At 59.8% G+C, this 26429-nt stretch carries 26 protein-coding genes; 19 read left to right on the plus strand and 7 right to left on the minus strand.

Features of this window, described 5'->3' with window-relative positions; translation table 11 throughout:
• Positions 1 to 19: 19 nt before the first annotated feature.
• Both CD175_RS26170 and norR read right to left on the minus strand, forming a co-directional pair.
• Positions 20 to 922 (minus strand): chemotaxis protein CheV, encoded by a 903-nt coding sequence (locus CD175_RS26170; RefSeq protein ID WP_007970363.1) that lies wholly within the window; start codon positions 920 to 922, stop codon positions 20 to 22.
• A gap of 211 nt (positions 923 to 1133) precedes the next feature.
• Positions 1134 to 2684 carry a nitric oxide reductase transcriptional regulator NorR gene (gene norR / locus CD175_RS26175; RefSeq protein ID WP_104450997.1) on the minus strand — a complete coding sequence of 517 codons (1551 nt, stop codon included), beginning with the start codon at positions 2682 to 2684 and terminating at the stop codon, positions 1134 to 1136.
• 156 nt (positions 2685 to 2840) lie between these two features.
• On the opposite strand from norR, the gene hmpA reads away from it, so the two are divergent.
• Positions 2841 to 4022, plus strand: coding sequence for an NO-inducible flavohemoprotein (hmpA, locus tag CD175_RS26180; RefSeq protein WP_104450998.1), 1182 nt, complete (start codon positions 2841 to 2843; stop codon positions 4020 to 4022).
• 275 nt (positions 4023 to 4297) lie between these two features.
• Positions 4298 to 4807 (plus strand): disulfide bond formation protein B, encoded by a 510-nt coding sequence (locus CD175_RS26185; protein WP_007970367.1) that lies wholly within the window; start codon positions 4298 to 4300, stop codon positions 4805 to 4807.
• A gap of 551 nt (positions 4808 to 5358) precedes the next feature.
• Here CD175_RS26185 and CD175_RS26190 read toward each other — a convergent pair.
• Positions 5359 to 5619, minus strand: coding sequence for a hypothetical protein (locus tag CD175_RS26190; RefSeq protein WP_104450999.1), 261 nt, complete (start codon positions 5617 to 5619; stop codon positions 5359 to 5361).
• Between the two features lie 27 nt (positions 5620 to 5646).
• On the opposite strand from CD175_RS26190, the gene cyoA reads away from it, so the two are divergent.
• The 7 genes from cyoA (at position 5647) to CD175_RS26225 (ending at position 11799) form a co-directional block, all read left to right on the plus strand.
• The gene (cyoA, locus tag CD175_RS26195; RefSeq protein ID WP_007970370.1) at positions 5647 to 6582 is read left to right on the plus strand and encodes a ubiquinol oxidase subunit II; all 936 of its coding nucleotides are present in this window, start codon (positions 5647 to 5649) and stop codon (positions 6580 to 6582) included.
• Between the two features lie 3 nt (positions 6583 to 6585).
• Positions 6586 to 8616 (plus strand): cytochrome o ubiquinol oxidase subunit I, encoded by a 2031-nt coding sequence (cyoB, locus tag CD175_RS26200; RefSeq protein ID WP_104451000.1) that lies wholly within the window; start codon positions 6586 to 6588, stop codon positions 8614 to 8616.
• 3 nt (positions 8617 to 8619) lie between these two features.
• A complete protein-coding gene (locus CD175_RS26205; RefSeq protein WP_104451001.1) occupies positions 8620 to 9246 on the plus strand; it encodes a cytochrome o ubiquinol oxidase subunit III in 627 nt (208 codons plus the stop codon).
• The gene (gene cyoD / locus CD175_RS26210) at positions 9247 to 9594 is read left to right on the plus strand and encodes a cytochrome o ubiquinol oxidase subunit IV (protein ID WP_007970373.1); all 348 of its coding nucleotides are present in this window, start codon (positions 9247 to 9249) and stop codon (positions 9592 to 9594) included.
• Between the two features lie 11 nt (positions 9595 to 9605).
• Entirely contained in the window at positions 9606 to 10493 is an 888-nt protein-coding gene (cyoE, locus tag CD175_RS26215) for a heme o synthase (protein ID WP_104451002.1), read from the plus strand.
• Between the two features lie 300 nt (positions 10494 to 10793).
• Positions 10794 to 11363, plus strand: a complete 570-nt coding sequence (locus tag CD175_RS26220) for a DUF6036 family nucleotidyltransferase (RefSeq protein WP_102674858.1) — start codon at positions 10794 to 10796, stop codon at positions 11361 to 11363.
• Positions 11347 to 11799 carry a hypothetical protein gene (locus tag CD175_RS26225; protein ID WP_104451003.1) on the plus strand — a complete coding sequence of 151 codons (453 nt, stop codon included), beginning with the start codon at positions 11347 to 11349 and terminating at the stop codon, positions 11797 to 11799. The genes CD175_RS26220 and CD175_RS26225 overlap by 17 nt, the downstream gene beginning before the upstream one ends.
• Before the next feature lie 100 nt (positions 11800 to 11899).
• Here CD175_RS26225 and CD175_RS26230 read toward each other — a convergent pair whose 3' ends face one another.
• On the minus strand, positions 11900 to 12178 hold the full coding sequence (locus tag CD175_RS26230; protein WP_015093561.1) for a DUF3077 domain-containing protein: 279 nt from the start codon (positions 12176 to 12178) through the stop codon (positions 11900 to 11902).
• A gap of 621 nt (positions 12179 to 12799) precedes the next feature.
• Positions 12800 to 14218, minus strand: coding sequence for an aminotransferase-like domain-containing protein (locus tag CD175_RS26245; protein WP_104451004.1), 1419 nt, complete (start codon positions 14216 to 14218; stop codon positions 12800 to 12802).
• Positions 14219 to 14368: 150 nt separating this feature from the next.
• Between CD175_RS26245 and CD175_RS26250 the strand changes: the two genes are divergently transcribed.
• The 10 genes from CD175_RS26250 to CD175_RS26295 all read left to right on the plus strand — a co-directional run bounded on the left by CD175_RS26250 (position 14369) and on the right by CD175_RS26295 (position 23713).
• Complete coding sequence (locus tag CD175_RS26250) at positions 14369 to 15469, plus strand: MFS transporter (protein ID WP_104451005.1); 1101 nt, start codon at positions 14369 to 14371, stop codon at positions 15467 to 15469.
• Positions 15470 to 15511: 42 nt separating this feature from the next.
• On the plus strand, positions 15512 to 16792 hold the full coding sequence (locus CD175_RS26255; protein ID WP_104451006.1) for an ATP-grasp domain-containing protein: 1281 nt from the start codon (positions 15512 to 15514) through the stop codon (positions 16790 to 16792).
• Between the two features lie 48 nt (positions 16793 to 16840).
• Complete coding sequence (locus tag CD175_RS26260; protein WP_104451007.1) at positions 16841 to 17335, plus strand: RidA family protein; 495 nt, start codon at positions 16841 to 16843, stop codon at positions 17333 to 17335.
• An 83-nt stretch (positions 17336 to 17418) separates the two neighbouring features.
• Complete coding sequence (locus CD175_RS26265; protein WP_104451008.1) at positions 17419 to 17904, plus strand: cupin domain-containing protein; 486 nt, start codon at positions 17419 to 17421, stop codon at positions 17902 to 17904.
• A 265-nt stretch (positions 17905 to 18169) separates the two neighbouring features.
• A complete protein-coding gene (gene yfcF, locus CD175_RS26270; RefSeq protein ID WP_104451009.1) occupies positions 18170 to 18814 on the plus strand; it encodes a glutathione transferase in 645 nt (214 codons plus the stop codon).
• Positions 18815 to 18846: 32 nt separating this feature from the next.
• The gene (locus CD175_RS26275; RefSeq protein ID WP_104451010.1) at positions 18847 to 20187 is read left to right on the plus strand and encodes a KamA family radical SAM protein; all 1341 of its coding nucleotides are present in this window, start codon (positions 18847 to 18849) and stop codon (positions 20185 to 20187) included.
• 31 nt (positions 20188 to 20218) lie between these two features.
• The gene (locus CD175_RS26280) at positions 20219 to 21091 is read left to right on the plus strand and encodes a branched-chain amino acid aminotransferase (protein ID WP_104451011.1); all 873 of its coding nucleotides are present in this window, start codon (positions 20219 to 20221) and stop codon (positions 21089 to 21091) included.
• A gap of 21 nt (positions 21092 to 21112) precedes the next feature.
• Positions 21113 to 21871: a TauD/TfdA family dioxygenase gene (locus CD175_RS26285; RefSeq protein WP_104451012.1), complete on the plus strand. Its 759-nt coding sequence runs from the start codon at positions 21113 to 21115 to the stop codon at positions 21869 to 21871.
• A gap of 67 nt (positions 21872 to 21938) precedes the next feature.
• Positions 21939 to 22898, plus strand: a complete 960-nt coding sequence (locus CD175_RS26290; RefSeq protein ID WP_104451013.1) for a diiron oxygenase — start codon at positions 21939 to 21941, stop codon at positions 22896 to 22898.
• A 14-nt stretch (positions 22899 to 22912) separates the two neighbouring features.
• Positions 22913 to 23713, plus strand: a complete 801-nt coding sequence (locus CD175_RS26295; RefSeq protein ID WP_104451014.1) for an N-acyl homoserine lactonase family protein — start codon at positions 22913 to 22915, stop codon at positions 23711 to 23713.
• Positions 23714 to 23826: 113 nt separating this feature from the next.
• On the opposite strand, the gene CD175_RS26300 is transcribed toward CD175_RS26295, so the two are convergent.
• Together CD175_RS26300 and CD175_RS26305 are read right to left on the minus strand one after the other, a co-directional pair.
• Entirely contained in the window at positions 23827 to 25257 is a 1431-nt protein-coding gene (locus tag CD175_RS26300) for an aminotransferase-like domain-containing protein (protein WP_104451015.1), read from the minus strand.
• Between the two features lie 218 nt (positions 25258 to 25475).
• Positions 25476 to 26180 carry a hypothetical protein gene (locus CD175_RS26305; RefSeq protein ID WP_007970398.1) on the minus strand — a complete coding sequence of 235 codons (705 nt, stop codon included), beginning with the start codon at positions 26178 to 26180 and terminating at the stop codon, positions 25476 to 25478.
• Between the last annotated feature and the right edge of the window lie 249 nt (positions 26181 to 26429).

The raw sequence follows: 26429 nt of genomic DNA on the forward strand, positions 1-26429 counted from the left end.
AAAAGTCCTCGGCCAAGGCTCAATATCCCTGTTCGGCGACAGCCTTGGCCGCAGTGATCAGGCACTGGGTCAATTCCGGCGAAGAGAACTTGGTCAGCACCGCGTTAGCCCCCGCCAGTCGGGCTTTCTCGGCGTTCATCGCACTGTCCAGCGACGTGTGCAGCAAGACATAAAGATGCGCGAAGTCCGGGGTTTCCCGCAGGGTGCGGGTGAAGGCGTAGCCGTCCATCTCGGACATTTCGATGTCCGAGACGATCAGGTTGATCTGCTGCGCGGTGCCTTGCAGATCCAGCAAGCAGTCGATGGCTTCCTTGGCGCTGCGGGCGGTATGGCATTGCAGGCCAAGGTTACGCAAGGTGTGCACCGATTGCTGCAAGGCGACCTGGCTGTCATCGACTACCAGGATGCGCGCGTTGCCGAGCAGTTCGGCGTCTTCCATGCTCAGTTCGGTCGGCGCCATCTCGATTTGTGCCGGGGCGATGCCGTGGATGACTTTTTCGATGTCCAGTACCTGCACCAGGGTGCCATCGACCGACGTCACGCCGGTGATGTAGGCGCGCAAACCACCGGAGCCGAAGGGCGGCGGGCGGATGTCGGTGGTCAGGCAATGGACGATCTTGCTCACGGCCTGCACGTGCAGGCCCTGCTTGGAGCGGCTGACATCCGTGACGATCAGGCAGCCGCCGTTCGGGTCTTCCAGCGGGCGCTCGCCAATGGCGCGGCTGAGGTCGATCACCGACAGCGATGCACCGCGCAGGGTGGCGATGCCTTTGACGTGGGGGTGTGACTCCGGCAGCCGGGTCAGCGGCGGGCAGGGAATGATTTCACTGACCTTGAGCAGGTTGATCGCCATCAGCTTGCCGCTGCGCAAGGTAAACAGCAGAAGCGAAAGTGAGTCTGCGCGGGCTTTGGTGGAGGACATAGGAACCTTCTCTGGAAAAAGGTGACGGGCAATCTCGGGATCGCCATGACTTCGATGCCGGGTTATCGACTTGTCGGGGGCAGGCTTTAGGGCAAATGCCTCCATTGTCCACCAAAGGGTGATTCGAACGGTAGGAGCCGGCTTGCTGGCGATGGCGCCCTCAAGGACGCTATCGCCGGCAAGCCGGCTCCTACAAAAAACAAATGCCGGGTTACTTCATCCCCAACCGCTTGGCCATTCGCCCCAGGTTCGCCCGATCCAAGCCTAGCTCACGGGCCGCGCTTGCCCAGTTGTTGTTATGCCGTTCCAGGCAGGCACCGATCATTTGACGCTGATATCGCTCGGTGGCCTCACGCAAATCGCCGATCGGCGCTTGAGTGACGGTGGCGACAGGTTGCTCGGCAGCGGTTTCAACGCTGGCGTTGGGCAAGTCCAGGTCGGCGGCGCTCAGGCTGAGAATCTTCGGCCGTTCCTTGCAATTGCCCAGGGCTTTCAAGGCGCTGCGGCCGATCAAATGTTCAAGCTCGCGCACGTTGCCGGGCCAGTCGTAGGCCAATAGCGCGGCCTGGGCGTCGCTGTTCAGGCGCAGGCTATTGAGGCCCATGCGCGAGCGGTTCTGCTCGAGGAAATAACCGCTGAGCAGCAGCACATCGCGCCCGCGATCGCGCAGGGCCGGCACCAGCAGCGGATAAACACTGAGGCGATGGTAGAAGTCGGCACGGTAACGACCGCTGCGCACTTCCTCTGCGAGGTCGCGGTTGGTCGCCGCGATCAGGCGCACGTCGACCTGATGCTCCTGGTCCGAACCCAGTCGCTGCAATTGACCGCTCTGCAACACGCGCAACAACTTGGCCTGCACGGTCAGCGACAACTCACCGACTTCATCAAGAAACAGCGTGCCGCCATTGGCCAGCTCGAACTTGCCACGGCGGTCGTTCATCGCCCCGGTAAAGGCGCCGCGGACATGGCCGAACAACTCGCTTTCCACCAAGGTGTCGGGCAACGCGGCGCAGTTGAGGCTGATGATCGGTTTGTCGGCGCGGGGCGAGGCGGCATGGATGGCTTGGGCCACCAACTCCTTGCCGACCCCGGTTTCGCCGGTGATCAGCACGGTCAGGTCGCTGCCGCCCACCAGGCTGATTTCTTCGACCAGACGCTTGTGGGCCTTGCTCTGGCCAATCAACTCGCGATTCTGCTGGCCGCTGGCCTGGCGGTAGACCTCGGCGCGCTGATGCTCATCTTCGACCCGGTTGTTCAACCGCTCGATGCGCTCGGCGGCGTTGACCGTGGCGGCCGCGAGGCTGGCGAAGGCTTGCAGGGCATCCAGTTCGATCGGCTCGAAGCGCTCCGGATCGAGGGCGTCGAGGGTCAGCAGACCCCATGGGCGCTCGTCGATGAACAAAGGGCAACCCATGCAGTCGTGGACTTCCAGATGATCATCCAGGCCATCGACCAGACCGTCATAGGGATCAGGCAAGTCGCTGTCGGCAGCGAAACGGGTCGGGCCGGGGCCGCTGAGCAGCGCTGCGAAACGCGGGTGCTCACTGACCTTGAAGCGCCGACCGAGGGTGTCGGTACTCAAGCCGTCGACGGCCAGTGGCACCAGCCATTCACCATCAAGGCGCAGCAGGGCGGCGGCATCGCACGGGAGCAGGGCGCGCATGGCCTCCAGCAGGCGGCGATAACGCTCGCCCTCGGGCAGTTCGCGGGACAGGTCGGAGACCAGGGGCAGCAAGGCGGTGAGCAGGGGTTTTGCAGTCATAGTGACTCCATGTAGTCGATATGACTATAAAGCAGACAGTGTCGAAATGACTATTACGTTATTAAAGTATTGATTTTTAACGATTAAATAGTTGGCACGAAAGCTGATACGCACAGGGTAATCCGTTAGCAATCCAAGAAGACCAGGAGTCACCTTATGCTGAGCGCTCAAGACCGTGCCATCGTCAAATCCACCGTGCCGCTGCTCGAAAGCGGTGGTGAGGCGCTGATCACGCACTTCTACCGCATGATGCTCTCCGAATACCCGGAAGTCCGCCCGCTGTTCAACCAGGCCCACCAGGCCAGCGGTGACCAGCCGCGTGCCTTGGCCAACGGCGTATTGATGTACGCGCGCCATATCGACCAGCTCGACCAGTTGGGCGACCTGGTGGCCAAGATCATCAACAAGCACGTGGCCCTGCAGATCCTGCCTGAGCACTATCCGATTGTCGGCAGCTGCCTGCTGCGGGCCATCGCGGAAGTGTTGGGCGAAGAGATCGCCACCCCTGAAGTGATCGCGGCCTGGGGCGCGGCCTACGGCCAACTGGCGGACATCCTGATCGGTGCCGAAGCCAGCGTTTACGACCAAAAAGAACAGGCCCACGGCGGCTGGCGCGGGGCGCGGGAATTCATCGTGGTGGACAAGGTCGAGGAGAGCGCCGAGATCACTTCGTTCTACTTCGAACCGGCGGACAAAGGCCCTATCCTGGCCGCAGAACCCGGCCAGTACATCGGCATGAAACTGATCCTCGACGGTGAAGAGGTCCGTCGTAACTACTCGCTGTCGGCGCTGGCGAACAAAGGCCAGTACCGCATCAGCGTCAAGCGTGAAGCCGGTGGTCGCGCGTCCAACTACCTGCATGACCAGATGCATGTCGGCGACAGCATCCAGTTGTTCCCGCCATCGGGCGAGTTCACCTTGACCGCCAGCGACAAACCATTGGTACTGATCAGCGGCGGCGTCGGCATCACCCCGACACTGGCGATGCTCGAAGCCGCGCTGGAAACTCAGCGGCCAGTGCATTTCATCCACTGCGCGCGCAACGGCAGCGTCCATGCCTTCCGCGACTGGATCGATGGCCTGGCCGAACGTCATCCGCAACTCAAGCGCTTCTACTGCTATTCCGAGGACGACGGCGTGAGCCCGGCGGCGCACAAGGTCGGTTTGTTGAGCCAGCAGCAGTTGAATGCATGGCTGCCGGAGCAGCGTGACCTGGATGTTTACTTCCTGGGGCCGAAAGGCTTCATGGCGTCCATCAAGCGCCATCTCAAGGCACTGGGTGTGCCGGAGAAGCAAAGCCGCTATGAGTTCTTCGGGCCGGCAGCGGCGCTGGAGTAAGCGGTTGGCGCGGTGAGCCAGCCTCACCGCGTCGCCTTCATCGCGAGCAGGCTCGCTCCCACATTGGTTCGCGTCGTATGCAGACCAAATTGTGGGAGCGAGCCTGCTCGCGAATGCCGCACTGCGGTCCTGAATTGAAAAAACGCTCGAAAGTTAATCCCTCCTTAACCGCCTTGTCGTCTATTCCCCCCGAATCCCCCGGACATGCTCCAGACTCTCAAAGGTCCGGGCCAGCGTGTAGACTGGCGGGCACTCGAATCTTGAAGGGAAACGCGATGAGCGATGAATCCATGCGGTTGGGGCGTGAACGGCGCTACCTGGTGTTGTTGGGCATCATTTGCCTGGCGTTGATCGGCGGCGCGCTGTACATGCAAATTGTCCTGGGCGAGGCGCCTTGCCCGCTGTGCATCCTGCAACGTTATGCGTTGCTGCTGATTGCGATCTTCGCCTTCATCGGCGCGGCCATGCGCAACCGTCGCAGCATCACGGTGTTCGAAACCCTGGTGGTGATCTGTGCACTGGCAGGCGCAGGCGTTGCCGGGCACCACGTCTATACGCAGTTCTATCCGGCGGTCAGCTGCGGCATCGATGTGCTGCAACCGATTGTCGATGACTTGCCGCTGGCGAAGATCTTCCCGCTGGGTTTCCAGGTCGATGGTTTCTGCTCCACGCCATACCCGCCGATCCTCGGTTTGTCGCTGGCGCAGTGGGCGCTGGTGGCGTTCGTACTGATCGTGGTGCTGGTGCCGCTGTTGACGTCGCGTAACCGCAAAGCGCTGCGCTGAGGTCATCTGCCGCCACACATTGTCGGACAAAAAAGCCCCGTTCCTTGCAGAGAGGAACGGGGCTTTTTTTGTGGTGAGCGGCGCATTCCAGAGACCAGGTAAAAAGGCCGTGATGTGGGGCAGCCAAGGGTGCGACACATGTGCGACATGTTGTCACAGAGTCAGTGTCGCAGGGCGTTCATGGAAGCCGGATTGGCACATGGAATCGTAACGAAATTGGGCTGTTTTGCAGGCTCCCGGTTTTTTCCGTTCCGAACCCGAACAGGCAGTTTTAACAGGGCCTGGCGAATGGCCGGAGTCCCCGTCATACCGGGCCTCTGGCAGGATCAAGGGCAGCAGGGAGGCCCCCGATACTGTCTGAACTGTGGGCGGAAGACCTACTTATTTTGGTGTTTTTGTTGAGAATCAATTTCGATAAGATGCGCCACTTTTGCGAAAACGGTGAATGATTGTTGCCGGTTCGGATAAAAATTATTTCGGGATGAGACATGGTTTATAAAACGCTACATATCTACAATCGCCCGCACTGAATTCCCGACGCTGCTCAAATCTTAACCAGGTATGAGCAGAAACAGGGTGTCGAGAGGTCTGGTGGCTTCATGCGATGCCCAGGTGTCGGAGCCTCCAACTACCCGCACCAAATGGAATTGGTCTGTAACAAGGCCTTTGACCACGAATTCGAATAAGAACTCACCGCAGGCCCGGGATTTGTCGTACAGCGTCTGACGCACGACGGGCATGCCCTTATTCAATCCAAGAAAAATGCCAACCCTTGGCAGGGTGAAGTGTTGGCGATCAAAACCCAACTGCATTGCGCAAGCTGCTTTAGAGGTCGTGAGATGAGTAAAAACAGGTACCCCAGACTACTAGGCTTATTGCCGCTGATCGGCACGTTGTTGCTGTCAGGCTGCAACATGACCTTGCTCAATCCCAAGGGCCAGGTCGGTCTGGACGAGCGAAACCTGATCATCACCGCAACGCTGCTGATGCTGTTGGTCGTGATTCCGGTCATCGTCATGACCTTCCTGTTCGCCTGGAAATACCGCGCGTCCAACACCAACGCCACCTACACCCCGAAATGGAACCACTCCACCAAGATCGAGATCGCGGTGTGGGCCGTTCCAGTGCTGATCATCATTGCCCTGGGTTACGTCACCTACAAGTCGACCCACGCTCTGGACCCGTACAAGCCGCTGGAATCGGACGTGAAGCCGGTGACCATCGAAGTGGTCGCGCTGGACTGGAAGTGGCTGTTCATCTACCCGGAACAAGGCATCGCCACGGTCAACAAGATCGTGTTCCCGGCGCACACCCCGATCAACTTCCGCATTACCTCTGACGCCGTGATGAACTCGTTCTTCATCCCTGCGCTGGGTGGCCAGATCTACGCGATGGCGGGCATGCAGACCAAGCTGCACCTGATCGCCAACGAAAACGCTGAAATGGACGGTATCTCCGCCAACTACAGCGGCGCTGGTTTCACCGGCATGAAATTCAAAGCGATCGCAACTTCCCAGGAAGATTTCGACGCCTGGGTAAGTGAAGTCAAAAAGGCACCTAAACAGCTTGAACAAGCTGAATACGCAGCCCTTGCCAAGCCAAGCCAGAACAACCCAGTCGAGCTCTACTCCTCGGTGACGCCGAACCTGTTCCAGACCATCGTCGACAAGTACGAAGGCATGAAACCGGGTCCTAAGGTGCACCACGAGAAGAAAGAGAAAGAAGTGGCCGCTACGGACATGAACTCGCATTCAGCTGCCGGGGCAGAGGAGTAAACGATGTTTGGTAAATTAAGTTGGGAAGCGATCCCGTTCCACGAGCCGATCGTCATGGTGACCATCTCCATGATCGCGCTCGGTGGTCTGGCGTTGTTCGCTGCAATCACCTACTTCAAGAAGTGGACCTACCTGTGGACCGAGTGGTTGACGTCGGTCGACCACAAGAAAATCGGCGTGATGTACATCATCGTCGCCATGGTCATGCTGCTGCGCGGCTTTGCCGACGCCATCATGATGCGTACCCAGCTGGCCATGGCCACCGAGGGTTCGCCTGGCTACCTGCCACCTGAACACTATGACCAGATCTTCACCGCCCACGGTGTGATCATGATCATCTTCATGGCGATGCCATTCTTCACCGGCCTGATGAACCTTGCAGTGCCGCTGCAGATCGGCGCGCGTGACGTTGCCTTCCCGTTCCTGAACTCCCTGAGCTTCTGGCTGCTGGTTTCCGGCGTGGTACTGATCAACCTGTCCCTGGGCGTCGGCGAATTCGCCAAGACCGGCTGGGTTGCCTATCCGCCGCTGTCGGGCCTGCAATACAGCCCTGGCGTGGGGATGGACTACTACATCTGGGCGCTACAGCTATCGGGCCTGGGTACGACACTGACGGGGGTCAACTTCCTGGCCACCGTGCTGAAAATGCGTACCCCTGGCATGAAGCTGATGGACATGCCGATCTTCACCTGGACCTGCACCTGGGCCAACGTCCTGATCGTGGCTTCGTTCCCGATCCTGACCGCTACCCTGGCACTGCTGACCCTCGACCGTTACATGGATTTCCACATTTTCACCAATGAACTTGGTGGCAATCCGATGATGTACGTGAACCTGTTCTGGGCCTGGGGTCACCCTGAGGTGTACATCCTGATCCTGCCGGCGTTCGGTATCTTCTCCGAAGTCATCTCGACCTTCACCGGCAAGAAACTGTTCGGCCACCACTCGATGATCTACGCATCGGGCGCGATCTCGATCCTGGGCTTCATGGTTTGGCTGCACCACTTCTTCACCATGGGTTCGGGGGCCAGCGTCAACGCCTTCTTCGGTCTGGCGACAATGCTGATTTCCATCCCGACGGGTGTGAAACTGTTCAACTGGCTGTTCACCATCTACCAGGGCCGTCTGCGTTTCACCAGCCAGGTGCTGTGGACCTTGGGCTTCATGGTGACCTTCGCCATCGGCGGCATGACCGGCGTACTGCTGGCCATCCCGGGTGCTGACTTCGTTCTGCACAACAGCCTGTTCGTGATCGCGCACTTCCACAACGTGATCATCGGCGGTGCGGTATTCGGTTACATCGCCGGTTTCGGCTTCTACTTCCCTAAAGCGTTCGGCTTCAAGCTGCACGAAGGTTGGGGCAAGGCTGCATTCTGGTTCTGGATCTCGGGCTTCTTCGTCGCGTTCATGCCGCTCTATGCACTGGGCTTCATGGGCATGACCCGTCGTCTGAACGCCACCACCAACCCTGAGTGGGTGCCGTACCTGTACGTCGCCATGTTCGGTGCGGTGATGATCGCCGTGGGTATCGCTTGCCAGCTGATCCAGCTGTACGTCAGCGTGCGTGACCGCAACAAGCCGGAAAACATGTGCGAACACGGCGACCCGTGGAATGCACACACCCTGGAATGGTCGACCTCGTCGCCACCTCCGTTCTACAACTTCGCCGTGCTGCCTAAAGCCGACGTTGTCGACCCGTTCACCGAAGCCAAGGAAAACGGCACCGCGTACAAGGTTCCGACCAAGTACGAGCCGATCCACATGCCAAACAACACCGCGACCGGTGTGGTGATGGGCGCGCTGTTGACCGTGTTCGGTTTTGCGATGATCTGGCACATCTGGTGGCTGGCAATCGCGAGCCTGGCAGGCACCGTGATCTACTTCGCGATCCACGCGGCCCGTGATGATCAAGGCTATATGGTGCCGGTCGACGTGATCGAGCGCATCGAAGCCGAGCAGCACAAGCGTCTGGTTGCGGCAGGGAAAATCCCGGCCACCGCCACCCGTGTTGAAACCTCGTTGGAACAGGCTTAAACCATGTCGAACTTAGTGACCAATGCTGGACACACCCATGTCGATGGACATGGGCATGATGACCATCACCACGACTCGGGCGAGATGACCGTATACGGTTTCTGGCTCTACCTGATGACCGACTGCATTCTGTTTGCGTCGATCTTCGCGGCGTACGCGGTACTGGTTAACAACGTAGCGGGTGGCCCGTCGGGCCACGACATCTTCGAACTGCCATACGTACTGGGCGAAACCGCTCTGCTGCTGTTGAGTTCGATCACCTACGGCTTCGCCATGCTGGCGTTCTTCCGTGGCAACAAGAAGCAGGTCCTGGGCTGGCTGGCCATGACCTTCCTGTTCGGTGCCGGCTTCATCGGCATGGAGATCAACGAGTTCCACATGCTGATCTCCGAAGGCTACGGCCCGAACCGCAGCGGCTTCCTGTCCGGGTTCTTCACCCTGGTCGGCACCCACGGTCTGCACGTGACCAGCGGTCTGATCTGGATGGCGATCATGATGTACCAGGTGCAGAAAAAGGGCCTGACGGCGACCAACAAGACCCGTCTGAGCTGCCTGAGCCTGTTCTGGCACTTCCTGGACGTAGTGTGGATCTGCGTATTCACCGTTGTTTATCTGATGGGGACTATGTAAATGGCTAACGCAGCTCATTCCCACAATGGCCATGACAGCCACGACGCCGGACACGGCAGCGTCAAGTCCTACGCCATCGGCTTCATCCTGTCGGTGATCCTGACCCTGATCCCGTTCGGTCTGGTGATGTACCCGACGCTGCCGAAGTCGATCACCCTGATGATCGTCGTCGCGTTCGCAGTTATCCAGGTGCTGGTGCACCTGGTGTACTTCCTGCACCTGGACCGTTCGGCCGCGCAGCGTAACAACGTGATTGCGTTTGTCTTTGCCGCGATCGTGATTGTCCTGCTGGTTGGCTTGTCGCTGTGGATCATGTTCAGCATCCACACGTTCATGATGGCGAAGTGAGGTAGATCCGCATGTCCCTTAAGCACTTTATCCAAATCACCAAACCGGGGATCATTTTCGGTAACGTGCTTTCTGTGGCAGGCGGATTTTTCCTGGCCTCCAAAGGGCATGTCGATCTGGCCATCTTCCTGGCCGCCATGATCGGCACGTCCCTGGTGGTTGCCTCCGGTTGCGTGTTCAACAACTGCATCGACCGCGACATCGACCTGAAGATGGAACGCACCAAGAACCGGGTGCTGGTCCAGGGCTTGATCTCCCTGAAACTGGCCCTGATCTATGCAACCGTCCTGGGTGTCGCCGGCGTTGCCCTGTTGTACAAGGTGGCCAACCCGTTGGCCGCGCTGTTCGCCGTCATCGGCTTCGTGATCTACGTCGGCTTCTACAGCCTGTACCTCAAGCGCAAGTCGGTTCACGGCACGCTGGTGGGCAGCCTGTCGGGCGCCATGCCGCCGGTCATCGGCTACGTCGCGGTGAGCAACACCTTCGACATGGCCGCGCTGACCCTGCTGGTGATGTTCAGCCTGTGGCAGATGCCGCATTCCTATGCCATCGCGATCTTTCGCTTCAACGATTACCTGGCCGCATCGATTCCGGTGCTGCCGGTGAAGCGCGGGATCGAAGTGGCCAAGAAGCACATCCTGATCTACATCCTGGCCTTCCTGGTGGCGACCTTGATGCTGACCTTCAGCGGCTACGCCGGCATGAGCTACCTCGCCGTCGCCGCGGCCATGGGCATGTACTGGCTGTACATGGCCTGGACCGGCTATAAGGCAGTGGATGACACGGTCTGGGCACGCAAGCTGTTCGTGTTCTCGATCTTCACCATTACCGCGTTGAGCGTGATGATGTCCCTGGACTTCAAAGTGCCGACCGAGTTGCTGCTGACGTACGCGCCTTAAGCGTCGGATGCTGAAAAGAAAAGCCCCGCCTTCGAGAGAAGAGCGGGGCTTTTTGTTGGGATTTTTCTGGTACCGCCACCACGAGCAGGCTCGCGGACCATGGGGCGAGCGGACAGGCGAAGATGCTTACGAATGTACCAGCACTGTCCTGCGGGGCTTTCAGGTTGAGGGTCGGAAGTCGTATCTCTAGCCTCGGAATGCTGTCATTACAAGCATCCCAGAGGCTCTACGATGGAACTGCCATAGGTAATCACCCCGCGCGTTAATACGAATACAGCGTTAGGGCAGGCTTTGATTTCGATGTTCAAATCTGTCGAAGCGGAGCTGGAACTTGAGAACGCAGGACCCGGGGCGGTCAAAATCATCGTCTTCGGTGGCTGCGCTGTTCACCTTTACACCCATCATCGCGTTTCCACCGACGTCGATGCCGAGATTTATGAGGCTCATGTCCCCGACGGTTTGCACCTGCAAACCATGCTTGCAGAGATACCCGAACAATATGTCGATGAGCGATCAGGTCGTTTGATGGAGCTGAACTACGACCTTCAATACAACACCAGTTTTGGCCCGATTCACGAGGACTATTGGGAGCGGAGCCTTCCCTTTGAGGAATTTCCGGTTGAATCCCCGCTGCACGTTCATATTGCAGCACCTGTCGACATTGCCATCTCCAAGCTGGGCAGAGCGACTGATCAGGACATTGGTGATATCAAGGCACTTCTAAGGGCGGGCTTCATACTGACCAGCGAATTCCGTCGACTGGCGTTGCAGGCAATTGATGTATATGTTGGCAATAAAGAGCCACCCATCTCCGTTCTTACGAATATTTTGCACGATTACCTGGAGAACCCAGATGACGAAGCCCCTTAACGGCCACGTCCTCTCAGCCGCATTGGACACGCTGGTAACAAGACCTTTGAATCAAGCGGATGACGCAGCGCTCGTGAGCGCCGCCAAAGCGGTCTGGTACTCGGACTCAAATCTTGAAAGCGAGATAACCGCTTTTTTGAATCGTCACACTGACGACGTTGAGGTTCGGCGCGCGGGCTATCTGCTCGAGCGATTCACTCGATTTACTTGCTTATCGGATCTCCGGGTGTCGGAGACCCTAAATGTCCTCGAGCTATTTGCACATTCGACTTCCAGGCAAGTTGCGACGCTACAAGCCGTCACGCCATTACGTCGACGTCGTGATGAGCTCGCTGTCTCTTGGGGATTGAGTGAGGGCCTCGGCCTGAAAGCCCAAACCCTCATGCCTTTCCAGACCCGGCACTACGAAGCTGAGCAGCGGGCAATGTTTTCCTGATCCCAGCTTGCAACAAAACGACTGCCTCGTTCCGCCCTGAAGTGACAACAATCGTCAGCTTGTAAGCCCCACCCTTCGAGAGGAGGGTGGGGTTTTTTGTTTATGCGCGGTTGTTACACGGCGCATCGAGCACCTTCACCACGTCATCGATGATCGCCTTGCTCATGTCCTGCAAAAAGTGCGACGCCCAGGCGTGCCGGTCGGAGTCGCGAACCATGGCGGCGTCTGAGGCGAGCAGTTTGGCGAGGTGGAGCAGGTCGGAGGCGTGGTAGAGGGCTTCGATTACCGGGACGCCGGCGTTGATGCGGAACAGTGGTTCGTTGGCGTGGTAGGAGAAGGGGGTGAGGCCGATGGTTTTCAGGTCTTGGGGGTTGGTCATTGGGCTTCACCTCCTGTTGGGCTGGAGGTGGAGGGGCATGACTGGTGTAGCAGACGGATCAAAAGCGTTCATAAGTAACTCCTATGGTTTAGTAGAGCGGCCGCATTCGTTATCAGGCGAATGGGTGGCAGCTGTGCACAGGCTGATAAACCGGTCATAGGCACCCGGCAGACCCGAAGGTCTCCCGCGCACAGCCGCCATTGCACGAGTGCGCAGGCATAAAAAAACGCCGGCAATCGTGATTTGGGGCGCTGAGGCGCCTATATGTTACTCGGGTTATCAGGCCCGGTCGCTGAGTTGGCAGCGACGGGGGGCGAAGTTAGCCGGCAAGGATGGGGTCGGCAATCGTAGCAATCTGCTGGCCGGGGATGGCCGGGACACCGCAATCCCTGTGGGAGCGGGCTTGCCCGCGAAGGCGGTGTGTCAGGCAACATTGATGCTGGATGTGACGGCCTCTTCCCGAGCAGGCTCCCACAGGTGAACTACGTTGAACGCGAAAATCAGCGCACACCCTTGTAGGAGCTGGCTTGCCAGCGAAGGCGGTATGTCAGGCGACATGGATGTTGGCTGTGATGGCCTCTTCGCTGGCAAGCCAGCTCCTACAGGATTGAGAGCAGTCAGTTATTTATGGGGTTTATCCAGCAACCGGAAAAACCGCTCACGCACCTGCAAGCTATCGCTGTGCGCCACATTGAAGCGCAGGAACTGACTGGCATTCGGGGCTTTGCTCAGCAAGGTGCCCGGTGCCAATACCATGTTGTTCTCCAGCCCTTGGCGAGCCAGGTTCTCGGCATGCAAGCCCTCCGGCAACCGCGCCCAGATAAACACCCCTTCACCGGGCAACGAGGAGAGCGAGCAGCCGGCCTCCGCCAACCAACCGGCCACTCGACTGTTGGATTCATACAACCGGTCCACCGTGCGCCGCGCATGTTTGGCGTAGCTGCCGTCGCTGAGCATGGTGCAGGTGATCTGCTCCGCCAGTTCCGAGGTCACGCCGCCGCAGGCCATCTTCAATGCGACCATCCGCGCCGCCAGTTGTGGTGAGAGCACGGTGTAGCTGACACGGCTGTTGGCGGTCAGGGTCTTGGAGAAGCCCGACACATAACTCACATTGTCCAGCCCGCTGGCTGCCAGGCGCGGGGTGCGGCGTTGCTGGATGTCGCAGTACAGATCGTCTTCGACGATGTGGAAGCCGTGGCGGTGGCTCAGTTCCAGCAAGCGGTAGACCTGGGCCGGGGTGAACGAGTGGCCGGTGGGGTTATGCAGTGTACTGTTGGTCATGTACAGCACGGGTTTGTGGGCGATCAGCAGTTGCTCGAGCGCGTCGAGGTCCATGCCGTCGCAGTCCCGGGCGATGGTGATGACTTTGGCCCCGTGCAGCGCCAGGTTGGCGTGCATGTTGAAGTAGCAGGGGTCGTCGAGCAGTACGGTGTCGCCGGGTTTGACCAGCAGGCGCATCAGCAGGTCGATGGCCTGCATGGTGTTGGCGGTGGTGATGATCTGGTCCACCGGCGCTTCGATGCCGAAGGTCGCCAGTTTGACCCGCAAGGCCTGGCGCAACGGCACGTAACCGCCGGCCACACCGTACTCGCCCATGCGCAACGAGGTTGCTCGCAGGGTGCCGCGCACGGCTTTCTGCAATTCTTCGGCGGGTAGCCACGAGGTTGGCAGAAAACCGCAGCCGGGGCGCAGTGCGCCATTGTCCAGCAGCAGTGCGCGACGAATCACGCTGAGGGTGTCCTGGGGTTGCAGGTCCGGGCCGGTGCCACTTTTCAGCGCAGCTTCGGAGCGATGCACGTAATGCCCCGAGCCCTGGCGCGACACCACCAGCCCCTTGGCGCGCAAGCGGTCCAGCGCATCCACCACCGTAGACTTGCCCACGTTCATCAAGTCGGAGAGTTCGCGAATCGGCGGCAGCTTGGCGCCGTGGGGCAGGCCACCGGTACTGATCGCCTGGGTCAGCTGATCGACGATCTGCTGCACCAGCGGCGCGCCGGGCTGGAATTCAATGGCTTTGATGACTGCACGTTGAACCTGCATTTTACTGGTCTCTCCGGCAGTAAAGTTCGTTGGATTCTATACGAACTTGCCCTGATCAGGACAAGCCTCTCTCTCTACCATGCCCTTACAGACTTTTCTGAATGTCGGCCTTGGTTGGCGGGCGTTCATCCGGTTCCTGAGGTGCGCTGCATGAGTGTCGAAACAACGGTCGCGGTGGCCAAGCCGGTCATTAACCTGCGGTTATTCACGATCCGGATCATCACGGCTGTTTCGCTGTTTGCGGTGCTGGGCAAGGCCAACGTTTGGCTCGACACGGCCACCAACAGCATCCTGGCCCTTGGATATCGTGCCTTGTTGCTGTTGTTGCCCCTGACTTTATTGGTGCTTGGGCGCCGCTCCCTGAGCGTCACGCTGCTGTGTGCCGGCCTTGGCCTGGTGCTGCTGGCGCTGACCAGCAATCAAGGCATGGTGATGTTTGCCGCCGCACTCTTTGCCTACGGCATTGCCATTGCCGGTTACCTGATCAAGAGCGAAGCGGCCCAGACCAAGGAAGGCGCGGCCTACAACCGCGTCGCCATGAACATGGGCAGCCTGATGGCCGGTTTGATCCTGCTGTCGCCACTGCTCACGCCAACGATGTTTTTCCTCGGTGCGGCGGCGTTCGTGTTGCTGTGCCTGCCGATCGCCCTCGGCGCGACCTTCACCACCGAACCGGTGCTGGCCCGTCCAGCCAGCCAGGTCGGCAGCAGTTGGGGCAACAAACTGCCGTGGGTGATCGCCGGGATCATCATGGGCATCAAGCTGTTCGGAGTGTTCTCGATCCTGCCACAGGCGATCCTGCTCAAGACCGGCGAGCTGCCGGCCTGGTACGGCCTGATGCTGATCCTCAACAGCGCCGTGGTGGTCTTCGCCCAGGTGCCGGTGATGAAGCTGATCGAGCGCACCGGGCGCTTCAAGGTCGTGGCGGTGATCGGGATCATCGTCGGCGGCTTTGCCGTGCTGTCTTCGCCAGCCGCGTTCCACGTCGAAACCCTTGCCGGGGCGCTGATCTGGGTGGCGTTGCTGTCGATCGCCGAATGCGCCTTCAGCTACCTCGATTACTTCTCGGTCAAGCAAAACAACATGTTCGTCAAGGAAGTGTCCCTGGGTGTGGGGGCCGGGCTGACCGTGTTGATCATGCGAGTAGTGCCGGCGCCGGACAACGCGCTGGTCCTCGCCGCCATCGGCGCCGGCGGGATCCTGGCCTGGTACTGGCTCAACCGTAAATCCAATGCGTCGTTGCATGACTGAGTCAGCGCCGTTGCGGTTTTCACTTTGCAGGTCGGGGGCATTATGAATACGACTTCATGCGTGGTAGTGGTCGGTTACAACGGCAATCGGGTTCACGACATCCAGAAATTGCGCGAGCTGTGCAAGTCGCTCTACAACGCCAGGCTCATCCTGCTGGTCGAGAAGATTCAGCCCCATGACGACCAGGTGGCCGATCACGTCTGCAGCACTTCGCTGGCCGAGAAAGACGTGGCGGCGTCCCTTGAACTGGTGGTGGGGTGCCTGAATGCCGACAGCTGGAAGCTGATCGGCGTGCTGCCGTTCTCCGATCGCGGCGTGCTGCTCGGTGCCGCGCTGGCCAGTCACTTCGGCCTGCCGGGTATCACCCGGGACGAAGCGCGGGCGGGCCTGGACAAGCAGATCTTTCGCAGGCTTGAAGCAACTGCCAGCACCTCCCCTGAAGAATACCGGCCGGTGTTTTCCGTGCGGGTCGACAGCCTGCCGGAACTGCGCCAACGCGTCGTCGAACTGGGCGGCAAGGCCTTCATCAAGCCGGCCTGCGAAGGGGCGAGCCGAGGCTGTCGCGTGATCCATCACCCTTCGGAGTGCGATGACGCCTGGCTCGCCCTCAAGCCCTACCGCGAAGGCGGCATCGTCCTTGAAGAGCTGGTGCAGAACGCCCGCGAATACAGCTGGGACTGCGTGGCCGGCAGCACTTGGGTGACTGAAAAAACCACCACCGAAGGCGCCTACCGCGCAGAGATCCAGCAAGTCGTCCCCGCACCGCTGCCGGCTGAGGTCCAGGCACGCTTGATGGCAGCCGGTCGGCATATGGCGGGTCTGGTGTCCCGGGACAACGGTGCCTGGCACAACGAAGTGTTCCTGCGCCGCGACAACCTGACCAGCGCCGTGGAAACCAACATGCGCCCCGGCGGCATGCACATCTGGGACCTGGCCAAGCGCGCCTTCGTCAATTTCGATCCGTGGGAACGCTGGGTGCGCTGGGCGGTGGAGGGCAAGACCGAGCAGCATGAGCCAGTGGCTCGCGGCTACTGCGGCATTCGCCTGCTCAGGGCGCCGGCCGGCGGCATCCTGCGGGCAACGCCAGACATCGAGGCTCTGGCCCGCGCACTGCGCATCGACCTGGTGGAAGGGCAGTACGCCAAGCGGATTGGCGACTCGGTCAGCGCGTTGGTCAAAGACAACTTCTCATTCATCGGCCAAATCGTGTTGTTCAACGAACACTACGGGCAACTGAGCAACGACCTGTTGCGTCTGGCCGAGTCGATTGAGTCACGCATTGTGGTGACTTGCCTGGCACCGGCCACCCGCGCCGTGTGCTGAGCCCGCAAGCACCCGTTTTTTGCATTACTGATTAAGAGGGTTCGATCAATGATCCAGCACATGACCTGCGATGAACGCTTCATCGCCCTGGCCAAAGAGTTTGGCTATGACATCTACGGCGAAAACACCGCAGGCGGGCATTACGCGCCGCTGATCCGTCATCACGATGAGCTGTACATCAGCGGCCTGGTGCCACGCATGAACGGCAAGATCCATTACCCCGGCCGCGTCGGGCTGGACCTCAGCATGGCCGATGCGCAAGCAGCCGCCAGCATCAGTGCGATGCGCGGATTGGCGTTGATCGTCGATGCCATCGGTTCGCTGGACAAGATCAAGTCATTGATCCGGGTAACGGTCTATGTGAAGTCCACGGCGGATTTTATCGACTTGAGCGAAGTGGCCAACGGCGCCTCGGATGTGTTCAGCCACGTGTTGGGCGATGCCGGTAAACATACGCGCACTACAGTAGGTGTTTATCAACTACCGAAGAACGCCGCGATAGAAGTGGACATGATTGCCGCCTTGCGTCCATCGGTTTTGTAAATTACCTCCAGACTTTACAGCGCTGAACCTATAACTTAAGGTTTAGCGCTAAAGTGTGGGAAATAAAAAGAAAGGACGTGCGAATGGATAACTTTCAAGGTGCGTTTTTTTCATATAAGGACTTTCGTCAGAGCCTGCATCATCGACAGCAAAGTGCCAAGGTGTGGAAAGGCACCGAACTGGCGGGTTTGCGTCAGACCCTCGAAGCCAGCGACGTTGATATTGTCGCGTTGGCTCACGACAAGAGCATTGACGGCTGTGCAGTGACGCCCGGGATGGCGATCGCCATGCAATGGCTGAACCCCGGTGTGACGCTCAACGGTCATGCCCATTCCTGGTGGCATCTGTTCGTTATCCAGTGTGGCAGCGGCGTGCTGACCCTCGGCGATGCCGATGAGGTCAGCGTCAGCAGCGGCGACGTGCTGCTGGTGCCGGCCTGGACGCGGCATGGCTTCGTCAACACCAGCAAACACGAGCCTCTGGCGATGCTGAACATGAGCAACATGCCACAAATGGCACTGCTGTCGAACTTTGCCGACAGCCATGGCCTGATTACCACCCAGCCGTAATTTCCCCACCACCGCTTTTCGTAGGAGCCGGCTTGCCGGCGATAGCGACCTTGAGATCGCCATCGCCGGCAAGCCGGCTCCTGTGTTTTTTGTATCCGTCGAAACACGCTCCCGAGCCCGCTTTTTGCCTGCGTGTTTACCCACGTAAACAAACTTTCTGTATCGATTGAAACGGACAAATTCTGTATCTATTCAGCCTGCATTCAACTAACTACGATCACTTCCAATGCACGTTAATCCCTGCAGTCAGTGAATGGAGTGCTCTATGGAAAACAGGAAGCTCAAACTGTATGTCGGCGCCGATCATGTCAGCGCTTTTGCGATGTCGGCTTTTGTCGCGCTCAAGGAAAAGCAACTTTCATTTGAACTTGTCACGGTTGATCTGAAATCACGCGAAAACTATAGGGCGAGTTATCGCGATCTTTCGCTGACCTGCAAAATTCCAACCTTAGTTCACGACGATTTTGCCTTGTCGGAATCCTCGGTGATTGCCGAGTACCTCGATGAACTTTGCCCTGGGCATAAAAAACTCTATCCACAGGGCCTACAGCAGCGCGCCCGCGCCCGTCAATTGCAGGCCTGGTTGCGCAGTGACTTGCTGGTGGTGCGCAAGGAGCGCCCGTTTGACCTGGTGTACTTCGGCAAGAAAAACACTGCGCTGTCCGATGAGGCCCAAGCCGCCGTCGAGCGCCTGTTGTTCGTCGCCGACCATTTGCTGGAGGAGGGCGCCGAGCATCTGTTCGGTGACTGGAGCATTGCCGACACCGACCTGGCAATCATGCTCAACCGCCTGGTTGCCAACGGTGATTCGGTGCCGGCACGGCTCCAAGCTTATGTGCGTCGCCAGTGGGACCGCGACAGCGTCCGGGCGTGGATGGACATAGAGCGCAAAGCGCCGGCCATCGCCTAACAACACTCAGGGCAACCACCAGGAGCGCGGCCATGCAAGGACTGTCGGAGCACGAACGCTACAAACCCTATAACTCACGCACCATCCGCGACACACCTTACTGGCACAAGCTGACGCCGGCGTTGCAGGAGGCCATGACCGTCGTGGCCCGGGTCATGCCGTTTCGCACCAACGACTATGTGCTGGGCACGCTGATCGACTGGAACAACATTCCGGACGATCCGGTTTTCCGCATGACCTTCCCCCACAAGGACATGTTGCTGCCAGAGGAATATGCCTCGCTCAAGCAACTGATCGAGCTGGATGACAGCGCGGCGATCAAGCGCCGGATCGAGGCGATCTGGCTGCGCATGAACCCGCATCCGGCCGGACAGTTGACCCACAACGGCGTCACCCTCAATGGCAAAGTCCTGCCGGGCATCCAGCACAAGTACCGCGAGACCGTGCTGTTTTTCCCCGGTGCCGGTCAGACCTGTCACGCGTACTGCACCTTCTGTTTCCGCTGGGCGCAGTTCATCGGCGAGGAAGAACTCAAGTTCAACGCTCGCGAGTCCCAGGAGCTGGTCAGTTACCTGCGGGTGCATACCGAAGTCACGGATGTGCTGATTACCGGCGGCGACCCGATGATCATGAACACCCGCTCGCTGGCCGGATACATCGAGCCGCTGCTGCAATTGCCACACCTCAAGAGCATCCGCATCGGCACCAAATCGGTGGCGTACTGGCCGCAGCGTTTTGTCAGCGACAAGGATGCGCCCGAGCTGCTGGCGCTGTTCCAGCGCATCGTCGCGGCGGGTAAAAACCTGTCGATCATGGGCCACTACAACCACCCGGTGGAGATCCGCCAGGCCATTGCCCGCCAGGCCGTCGAGCGCATCCGCTCGACGGGCGCGACGCTGCGCATGCAGGCGCCGGTGATCCGCCACATCAACGAAAGCCCCGCCGATTGGGCCGCGCTGTGGACCGAAGGCGTGCGGCTCGGGGCTGTGCCTTATTACATGTTCGTCGAGCGTGACACCGGCCCCAGCCACTACTTCGCGATGCCGCTGGCCCGGGCCTTCGAGATCTTCCAGGCGGCGTACCGCACGGTGTCGGGGCTTGCGCGAACGGTGCGCGGGCCGTCCATGAGCACCTTCTACGGCAAGGTGTTGATCAACGGCATCGAGACCGTCGCCGGGGAAAAAGTCTTTGTCTTGCAGTTCCTCCAGGCACGCAATCCGCAATGGGTGTTGCGCACGTTCTACGCGCGCTTCGATCCGCAGGTGACCTGGTTCGACGACTTGCAACCGGCCTTCGGCGAGCGCTCGTTTTTCTTTCAGACCGAGCTCGCCGCCGTGCCGGAATTGATACCGGTGTTGCTGGAAACGGCGTAGGAACATTCATGAACAATGGGGAGATAGGGAGATGAGCAGTATCCCGTTTGATCAGCGCGAGGGTGTTATCTGGCTCGACGGCGAGTTCGTCGAGTGGTCCCGGGCGCAGTTGCATGTACTGACCCATGGCCTGCATTACGCGAGCACCGTGTATGAAGGCGAGCGGGTCTACAACGGCAGGATCTTCAAGCTGCGCGAGCACAGCGAGCGGCTGTACCGCTCGGCGCACCTGATGGACTTTGCCATCCCCTATGAGCTGGCCGAACTGGAGGCGGCGAGCCATGAACTGCTGCAACGCAACAAGGTGGTCGACGGTTATCTGCGCCCGGTGGCCTGGCGCGGCAGTGAAATGATCTCCACCTCGGCGCGCTTCAACCGTGTGCACCTGGCCATCGCCTGCTGGCAGTGGCCGAGCTATTTCGACCCGGCAGCGCGCATGGCCGGCATCCGCTTGAAAACCGCGAGCTGGCGCCGTCCACCACCCTGCAGCAGCCCGTTCGAGGCCAAGGCCTCCGGGCATTACCAGATCGCCACGCTGAGCAAGCACGACGCCGAGAACACGGGTTACCACGATGCGCTGATGCTCGACTGGCGCGGCCATGTCGCCGAAGCCACCAGCGCCAATGTGTTTTTCGTCAAAGGCCGGACGCTGCACACCCCGCTGCCGGATTGTTTTCTCAACGGCATTACCCGGCAAACCGTGATCGAACTGGCCAGGGCGCTGGATTATCAGGTGGTCGAGCGGACGATTTTGCCTACGGAACTCGGCGACTTCGACGAGTGTTTTCTCACCGGCACCGCTGCCGAAATCACCCCGGTGCAGAGCATCGATGAGCGGCGATATCGACCGGGCGGGGCCTGCCGCGACTTCATTGCCGCTTACACCTCAACCGTAACCGCCTGATCACCTGCCAGGAATCTCACCATGTCAGATCAAGGGATTGTTGCGTCTCAACCTTACATTTCGCTCGGCCATCGTCATGAAGAGCTGTCGACGTTGGGCTGGACTGTGCTGACCCCGGAAGAATTTGCCGATGATGTCGTAGGCACCTTGCATGAGTTCGGTCCGATCATTCCGCAGTTCAACGGCCAGATGGCCTTTCCCATCACTCGCAAGCCAGGTTACGAAGACTTGCCGTATTCCCAGAGCATGAACGGCATTGGCCCGCACACCGAGGCGCCGGTGTACGGGCCGCCGCCGCGTTATCTGGCGTTGCATTGCCATAAGCAGGCGACGTGCGGGGGTGGGCACACCGGGCTGGTGGATGGTTACGCGTTCCTGCGCTCCCTGGAGCGCAGCGACCCACAGCTGCGTGAATGGCTGGATGACACGCCGGTAGAATTTGTCGCCACCGCCAAACCGGGCGAACCGGGCCAACGGCGGGTCAAGGAGTACATCCTCACGCCCACGGAGGATGGGGATATTTTCCGTTTCAGCTACAACCAGTTTCACTACGGCGATGTAAACCCGTCCAGGGAAGCTCTACAACAATCCCTGGTCGCCAACAGCACTTCGCCGCTGGCCAGGTTTGCCGCGCTCGGCGAGGCGTACTTCGTCGAGCACAACATTCCGGTGCTGATTCCCGACGGATGCCTGCTGATTTGGGACAACTGGCGGATGATTCACGCCCGCAGTCGTTACACTGATCCGGCGCGCAACCTGACCCGCTATTGGCTGGCCTGATTTTTCCGGCGCCCTTCATTCTTTTGGCGTACCCCTTGGCGGGTACGCGTCTTACAGGTATCGCGTCATGCAAACAGCAATCGAGATCGCCCAGGTCGATCATCAACTGATCGTGCGGCTCAACCAGGCCTGGACCAGGCGCGCCGCCGTTTGTGCGCCGGACAGGGCTCAGATCATTGAAGCATTCGACCCGCTGCGCCCGGATTACCCGGAGTGCATGGTGCCGTTTTTCCATCACCCGACATTCCAGGCCTTGAGTGACGAGCTCAAAAGCAGCGTGGTGACCTGGGGCTGGATCGGCTACAACCTGCGCACCGTCACCGCCGAAGAACACATTGTCAATCCGGCCCTCAGCGTCATTGCCAATCAGTACCTTGGCAAGGACGACTGGCATTTTCGCGAGGCCATGCAACAGACCCTGATCGACGAGCACTACCACACGCTGATGCACCTGCGCGCCATCGAGCGGACCAGACTGGAGCGGGCGCTGGATCAGAATCTGGATCTGCCGCCGTCCGTCACTTACCTGCGCTTGAAGGCCTTGCAGGCAGAGCTGACCGAGCAGTGGCAGCGGGATCTGGCGGCGATCACCTTTGCGGTGGTGGCCGAGATCAGCGTCAACGCCTATCTGGATCTGTTGGCGGATGACCAGACCATCCAGCCGCAGAACCGCCAGGTGGCCGAGCAGCACAACCGCGACGAATACGCCCACAGCAAGGTGCTGGCCGAAGTGGCGAAGGTCATGTACGCCAATATGCAGCCGACCCAGCGGGAGTTTTTCGCACGTAACCTGTCGGTGGCGCTGAGTGCCTTTATCGCTCAGGACTACTCGATGTGGGAGGCAATTCTGACGCAGCTTGGGGCCGAGGAGGCGGCGTTGATCATTGCCGACACCCGCGAAAGCAACAGGAACGCGACCATCATGCGCGACTACAGCGGCCTGCATAAACTGGCACAGGACCTGGGCATCAGCGAGCAGATCGATTTCGACTTCCGTCCGACCCTCAAAACCACGGCGGCCGCCTGAGCCCGGAGGTGTCTATGTCCACGCCTGTGTACGAAGTGTTCGCCATCCGTGTCGGCGCAAACGCCCAGCGCACCGCCCGGGAGAATTTTCTCTACGACGCCTGTTGCGGTGATCCGAATGCGCCGATGCCGCTGGATTACTACTTCTGGGTCATCCGCAACGAGCAGCAGGTGATCGTGGTCGACACCTGTTTCCAACCGGCCACGGCGGACCGGCGCAATCGCCAGATGTACCGCCTGCCGGAAGAATCCCTGCGGCAGCTGGACATCGATCCGGCCCGGGTCGAACACCTGATCCTGACCCATTTGCACTGGGATCATGCCGGCAACCTCGGGCTGTTCCCGAAGGCGACCGTGCATTTGCAGGAAGCGGAACTGCGTTTTTGCACCGGGCCGAAAATGTCCCATCGCACGCTGAACAAAACCTACGAGGTCGAGGACGTGATGTCGGCGCTGCCGCCGCTGTTCGAAGGGCGGATGCGTTTGCACACGGGCGTCGTCGAGGTGGTTCCTGGCGTGACCTTGCATCCGGTGGGCGGGCATACGCCCGGCAGCCAGGTGGTACGGGTGAATACCGAGCGCGGCTGGATTGTACTGGCCTCGGATGCCGCGCACCTGTGGGTCAACATTCGTGAGCGCAGCCCGTTTCCGATCCTCGATAACCTGGCGCAAACCCTCGAAGCCTTCACCGAGATCGACCGCCTGGCCGATGGCGAAGACCACGTCATCCCCGGCCACGACCCGCTGATCGCCGAGCGCTTCCCGCACTGGAATGACGACCCACATATCATTTGCCTGCACCAGAATCCAATCTGAAGACCACCCCCAACCCGTGGGAGCGAGCCTGCTCGCGAAGGCGTCAGTACATTCAAAGTCGATGTGACTGATACACCGCTTTCGCGAGCAGGCTCGCTCCCACAGTGCCGGTGTTAACCCTGAGCTTTCAGGATACGTCCCAACGTCTGCAGTGCCTCATCGATCCGTGGCGAATACGGCGCGCCGCAGCCAATGCGCACAAAGTGATCGAAACGCTCGGTGTTGGAAAAGATATCCCCAGGGGAAATCTGGATGCCGACCTTCAGCGCCTCGTGAAAAAACGCCATGGATGAATGCCGACGAGGCAATTCCACCCATAACAACGTGCCGCCTTGCGGGTGGGTCACACTGGTGCCGATGGGAAAATAGCGGGCGATCGCCGTGCTCATCTGCGCGCGTTGTACGGTCAGGGTTTTCCTCAGCCGTCGCAGGTAACGTTCATAAGAGGGTGTACGCATGAATTCGCTGACCGCCAGTTGCGATAACAGCTCGCACCCCCGCGACTGCGTGTGCTTGAGCATCTCCACACGGTCGTGCCATTTCCCAGCGCTGATCCAGCCCAGGCGCATGCCGGGTGCCAGGGTTTTGTTCAGCGAGGCGCAATAGATCACGTTGTCGGTGCGGTCCCAATGTTTGAGCGTGGACAGCGGCTGCTCGGTGTCCACCAGGTCGCCGTAGGTGTCGTCCTCGATCAGCACGGTGTTGTGCTCGGCGCACAGTTTCACCAGTCGTGCCTTGTTGGCGTCGGGCATGATGCTGCCCAGCGGGTTTTGCAGGTTGGGAATGACGATCAACGCCTTGACCGGTTCAGGGCCTTGCAGCAGCCCTTCCAGGGCCGACAAATTGAGCCCGGTGTGGGCCGAGGCCGGGACTTCCAGTACCCGCAGGCTCAGGCTTTCGAGAATTTGCAGCAGACCGTAGAAAGTCGGCGACTCCACGGCCACGGTGTCGCCGGGGCGGGTGACCGCACGCAAGGCCAGGTTGATCGCTTCGGTGGCGCCGTTGGTGATCACGATCCGTTCCGGGGCCAGGTGGGTCTTGCTGGCCAGCGCCCGCCGAGCCAGGAGGTGGCGCAATGCACTGTTGCCGCAGGTCGAGCCCGCGGCGCCGAGCAGGCTGGTGTCGTAGCGCAGCGACTTGATCATGTTGTCTTGCAAGGTCTTCAGCGGATAAAGCTCCGGCGCGCAGTAGGCGCTGGCGAAATTGACCTTGATCGTTGCGCGTTGACTGGCCTTGAGCACCGTTGAAACCTGTTGATGAATGCCGACATAGGCGCTGGTATCCAGCGCTGGCGCCGAGGCAACCGGGGCGGGCCTGGGCAGGGTGTCGGGCTGGCGAATGTAGTTGCCGGAACGCGGTCGGGCTTCCAGCACGCCGCAGTCTTCCAGTTCCCGGCACACCTGCACCGCGGTCGACAGGCTGACGGCGTGTTTTTCCATCATCAAGCGGATCGAGGGCAAGCGTTCGCCGGTTTTCAAGGTGCCGCTGCGGATAGCGTCCAGATAGTGATTGGCCAGTTGGCGATACAAAGGGGTCGTGTTCATGATGACCTCAGCAGTTGCACCACCGAGGTCTGGGCTGGAAAGTGAGTTGACGCTCCCCGCAGGCGGACCCGTGGTGCTCATGGGTGAAGGGAAGTGTTGTTCTGCGTCGATACTGGAAGAGTAATCGCGGTTTTGCCCGAATCACGGGCAATAAAAAGCCCCGCACGGATGGCGGGGCTCTTGAGTCAGTCGCTGAGGACCTTGTGGCGAGGGGCGCCTTACTGCGCAGCGATGCTATACCCATCGAACGCCGTCTGCTGTTGCAGGGCGGTGATGATGTTCTTGCGGTTGACCGCTTGCTCGGCGCCGCTGTTGTCCAGGAAGGTCTCGCTTTCCAGTTCCGCTTCATCGCCTTCGCCAACGAAGGTGAAACCGAGGAACTCCAGGGCTTCACGGTCGACGTTCAGTCGCGAGCGCGGGGTGCGCAGCGGCAGGGTGACGCTGATGCCGTCCTTGCTGATGGTGAACACTTCGACTTCTTTCTTGGCCTTGGCGGCCTTGCTCTTGCCGCCGCTCGGGTTGCTGATGGCCTGGTGCGTCTGGTTCAGCACCTTCAGGGCCAGGCCGTAGACGATTTCCTGGAACGCCGGGTCGTCCTTGAAGCTGGAGAGGATGCGGCTGATCGGGAACTTGCTGCTCAGGTCTTCCAGCGCGGCGATGTCGGCGGCTTCGGCGTCCTTGAGTTGCTTGAGCTGGCCCATCAGTTCATAGGCCTTGTCGTCGTCGAAGCTGTCGTGGGCCTGACGAATGGCGGCGCGCAGTTCGCGGATCTGGTCACTTTCGCGGGTGGACTGGAAAGCGTCCAGCACCATCTCGCTGATGGTTTTCGCCTGGGGTACGTGTTGTGAAAGATTGATGGAGTTTTCGTATTCCGCTTTGGACGACAAGGTGACTACGGATTCAGCGGTGTTGGAATCGGACATTGAAATTTCACTACTTTTTTCAGCTTGAATAGGGGCGAGAAAGCCCGGGGGCTTTTTCAGGCCGCCTAATCTATTGGACCGGGACCGCGTTGTCACGGATCAACAGGCGGCTGGTCATGTTTTTGCTCCTCTGTAGGAGCGAGCCTGCTCGCGATGGACGTTAACGATAACGCGTTCATTCTGGATGAGCGCGGTGCCCTTGAGAACATCGCGAGCAGGCTCGCTCCTACAGGAGTGGCAGCGGAAAAA

Origin of the sequence: Pseudomonas laurylsulfatiphila (assembly GCF_002934665.1) — a bacterium.
GTDB classification, from domain to species: Bacteria; Pseudomonadota; Gammaproteobacteria; order Pseudomonadales; family Pseudomonadaceae; genus Aquipseudomonas; species Aquipseudomonas laurylsulfatiphila.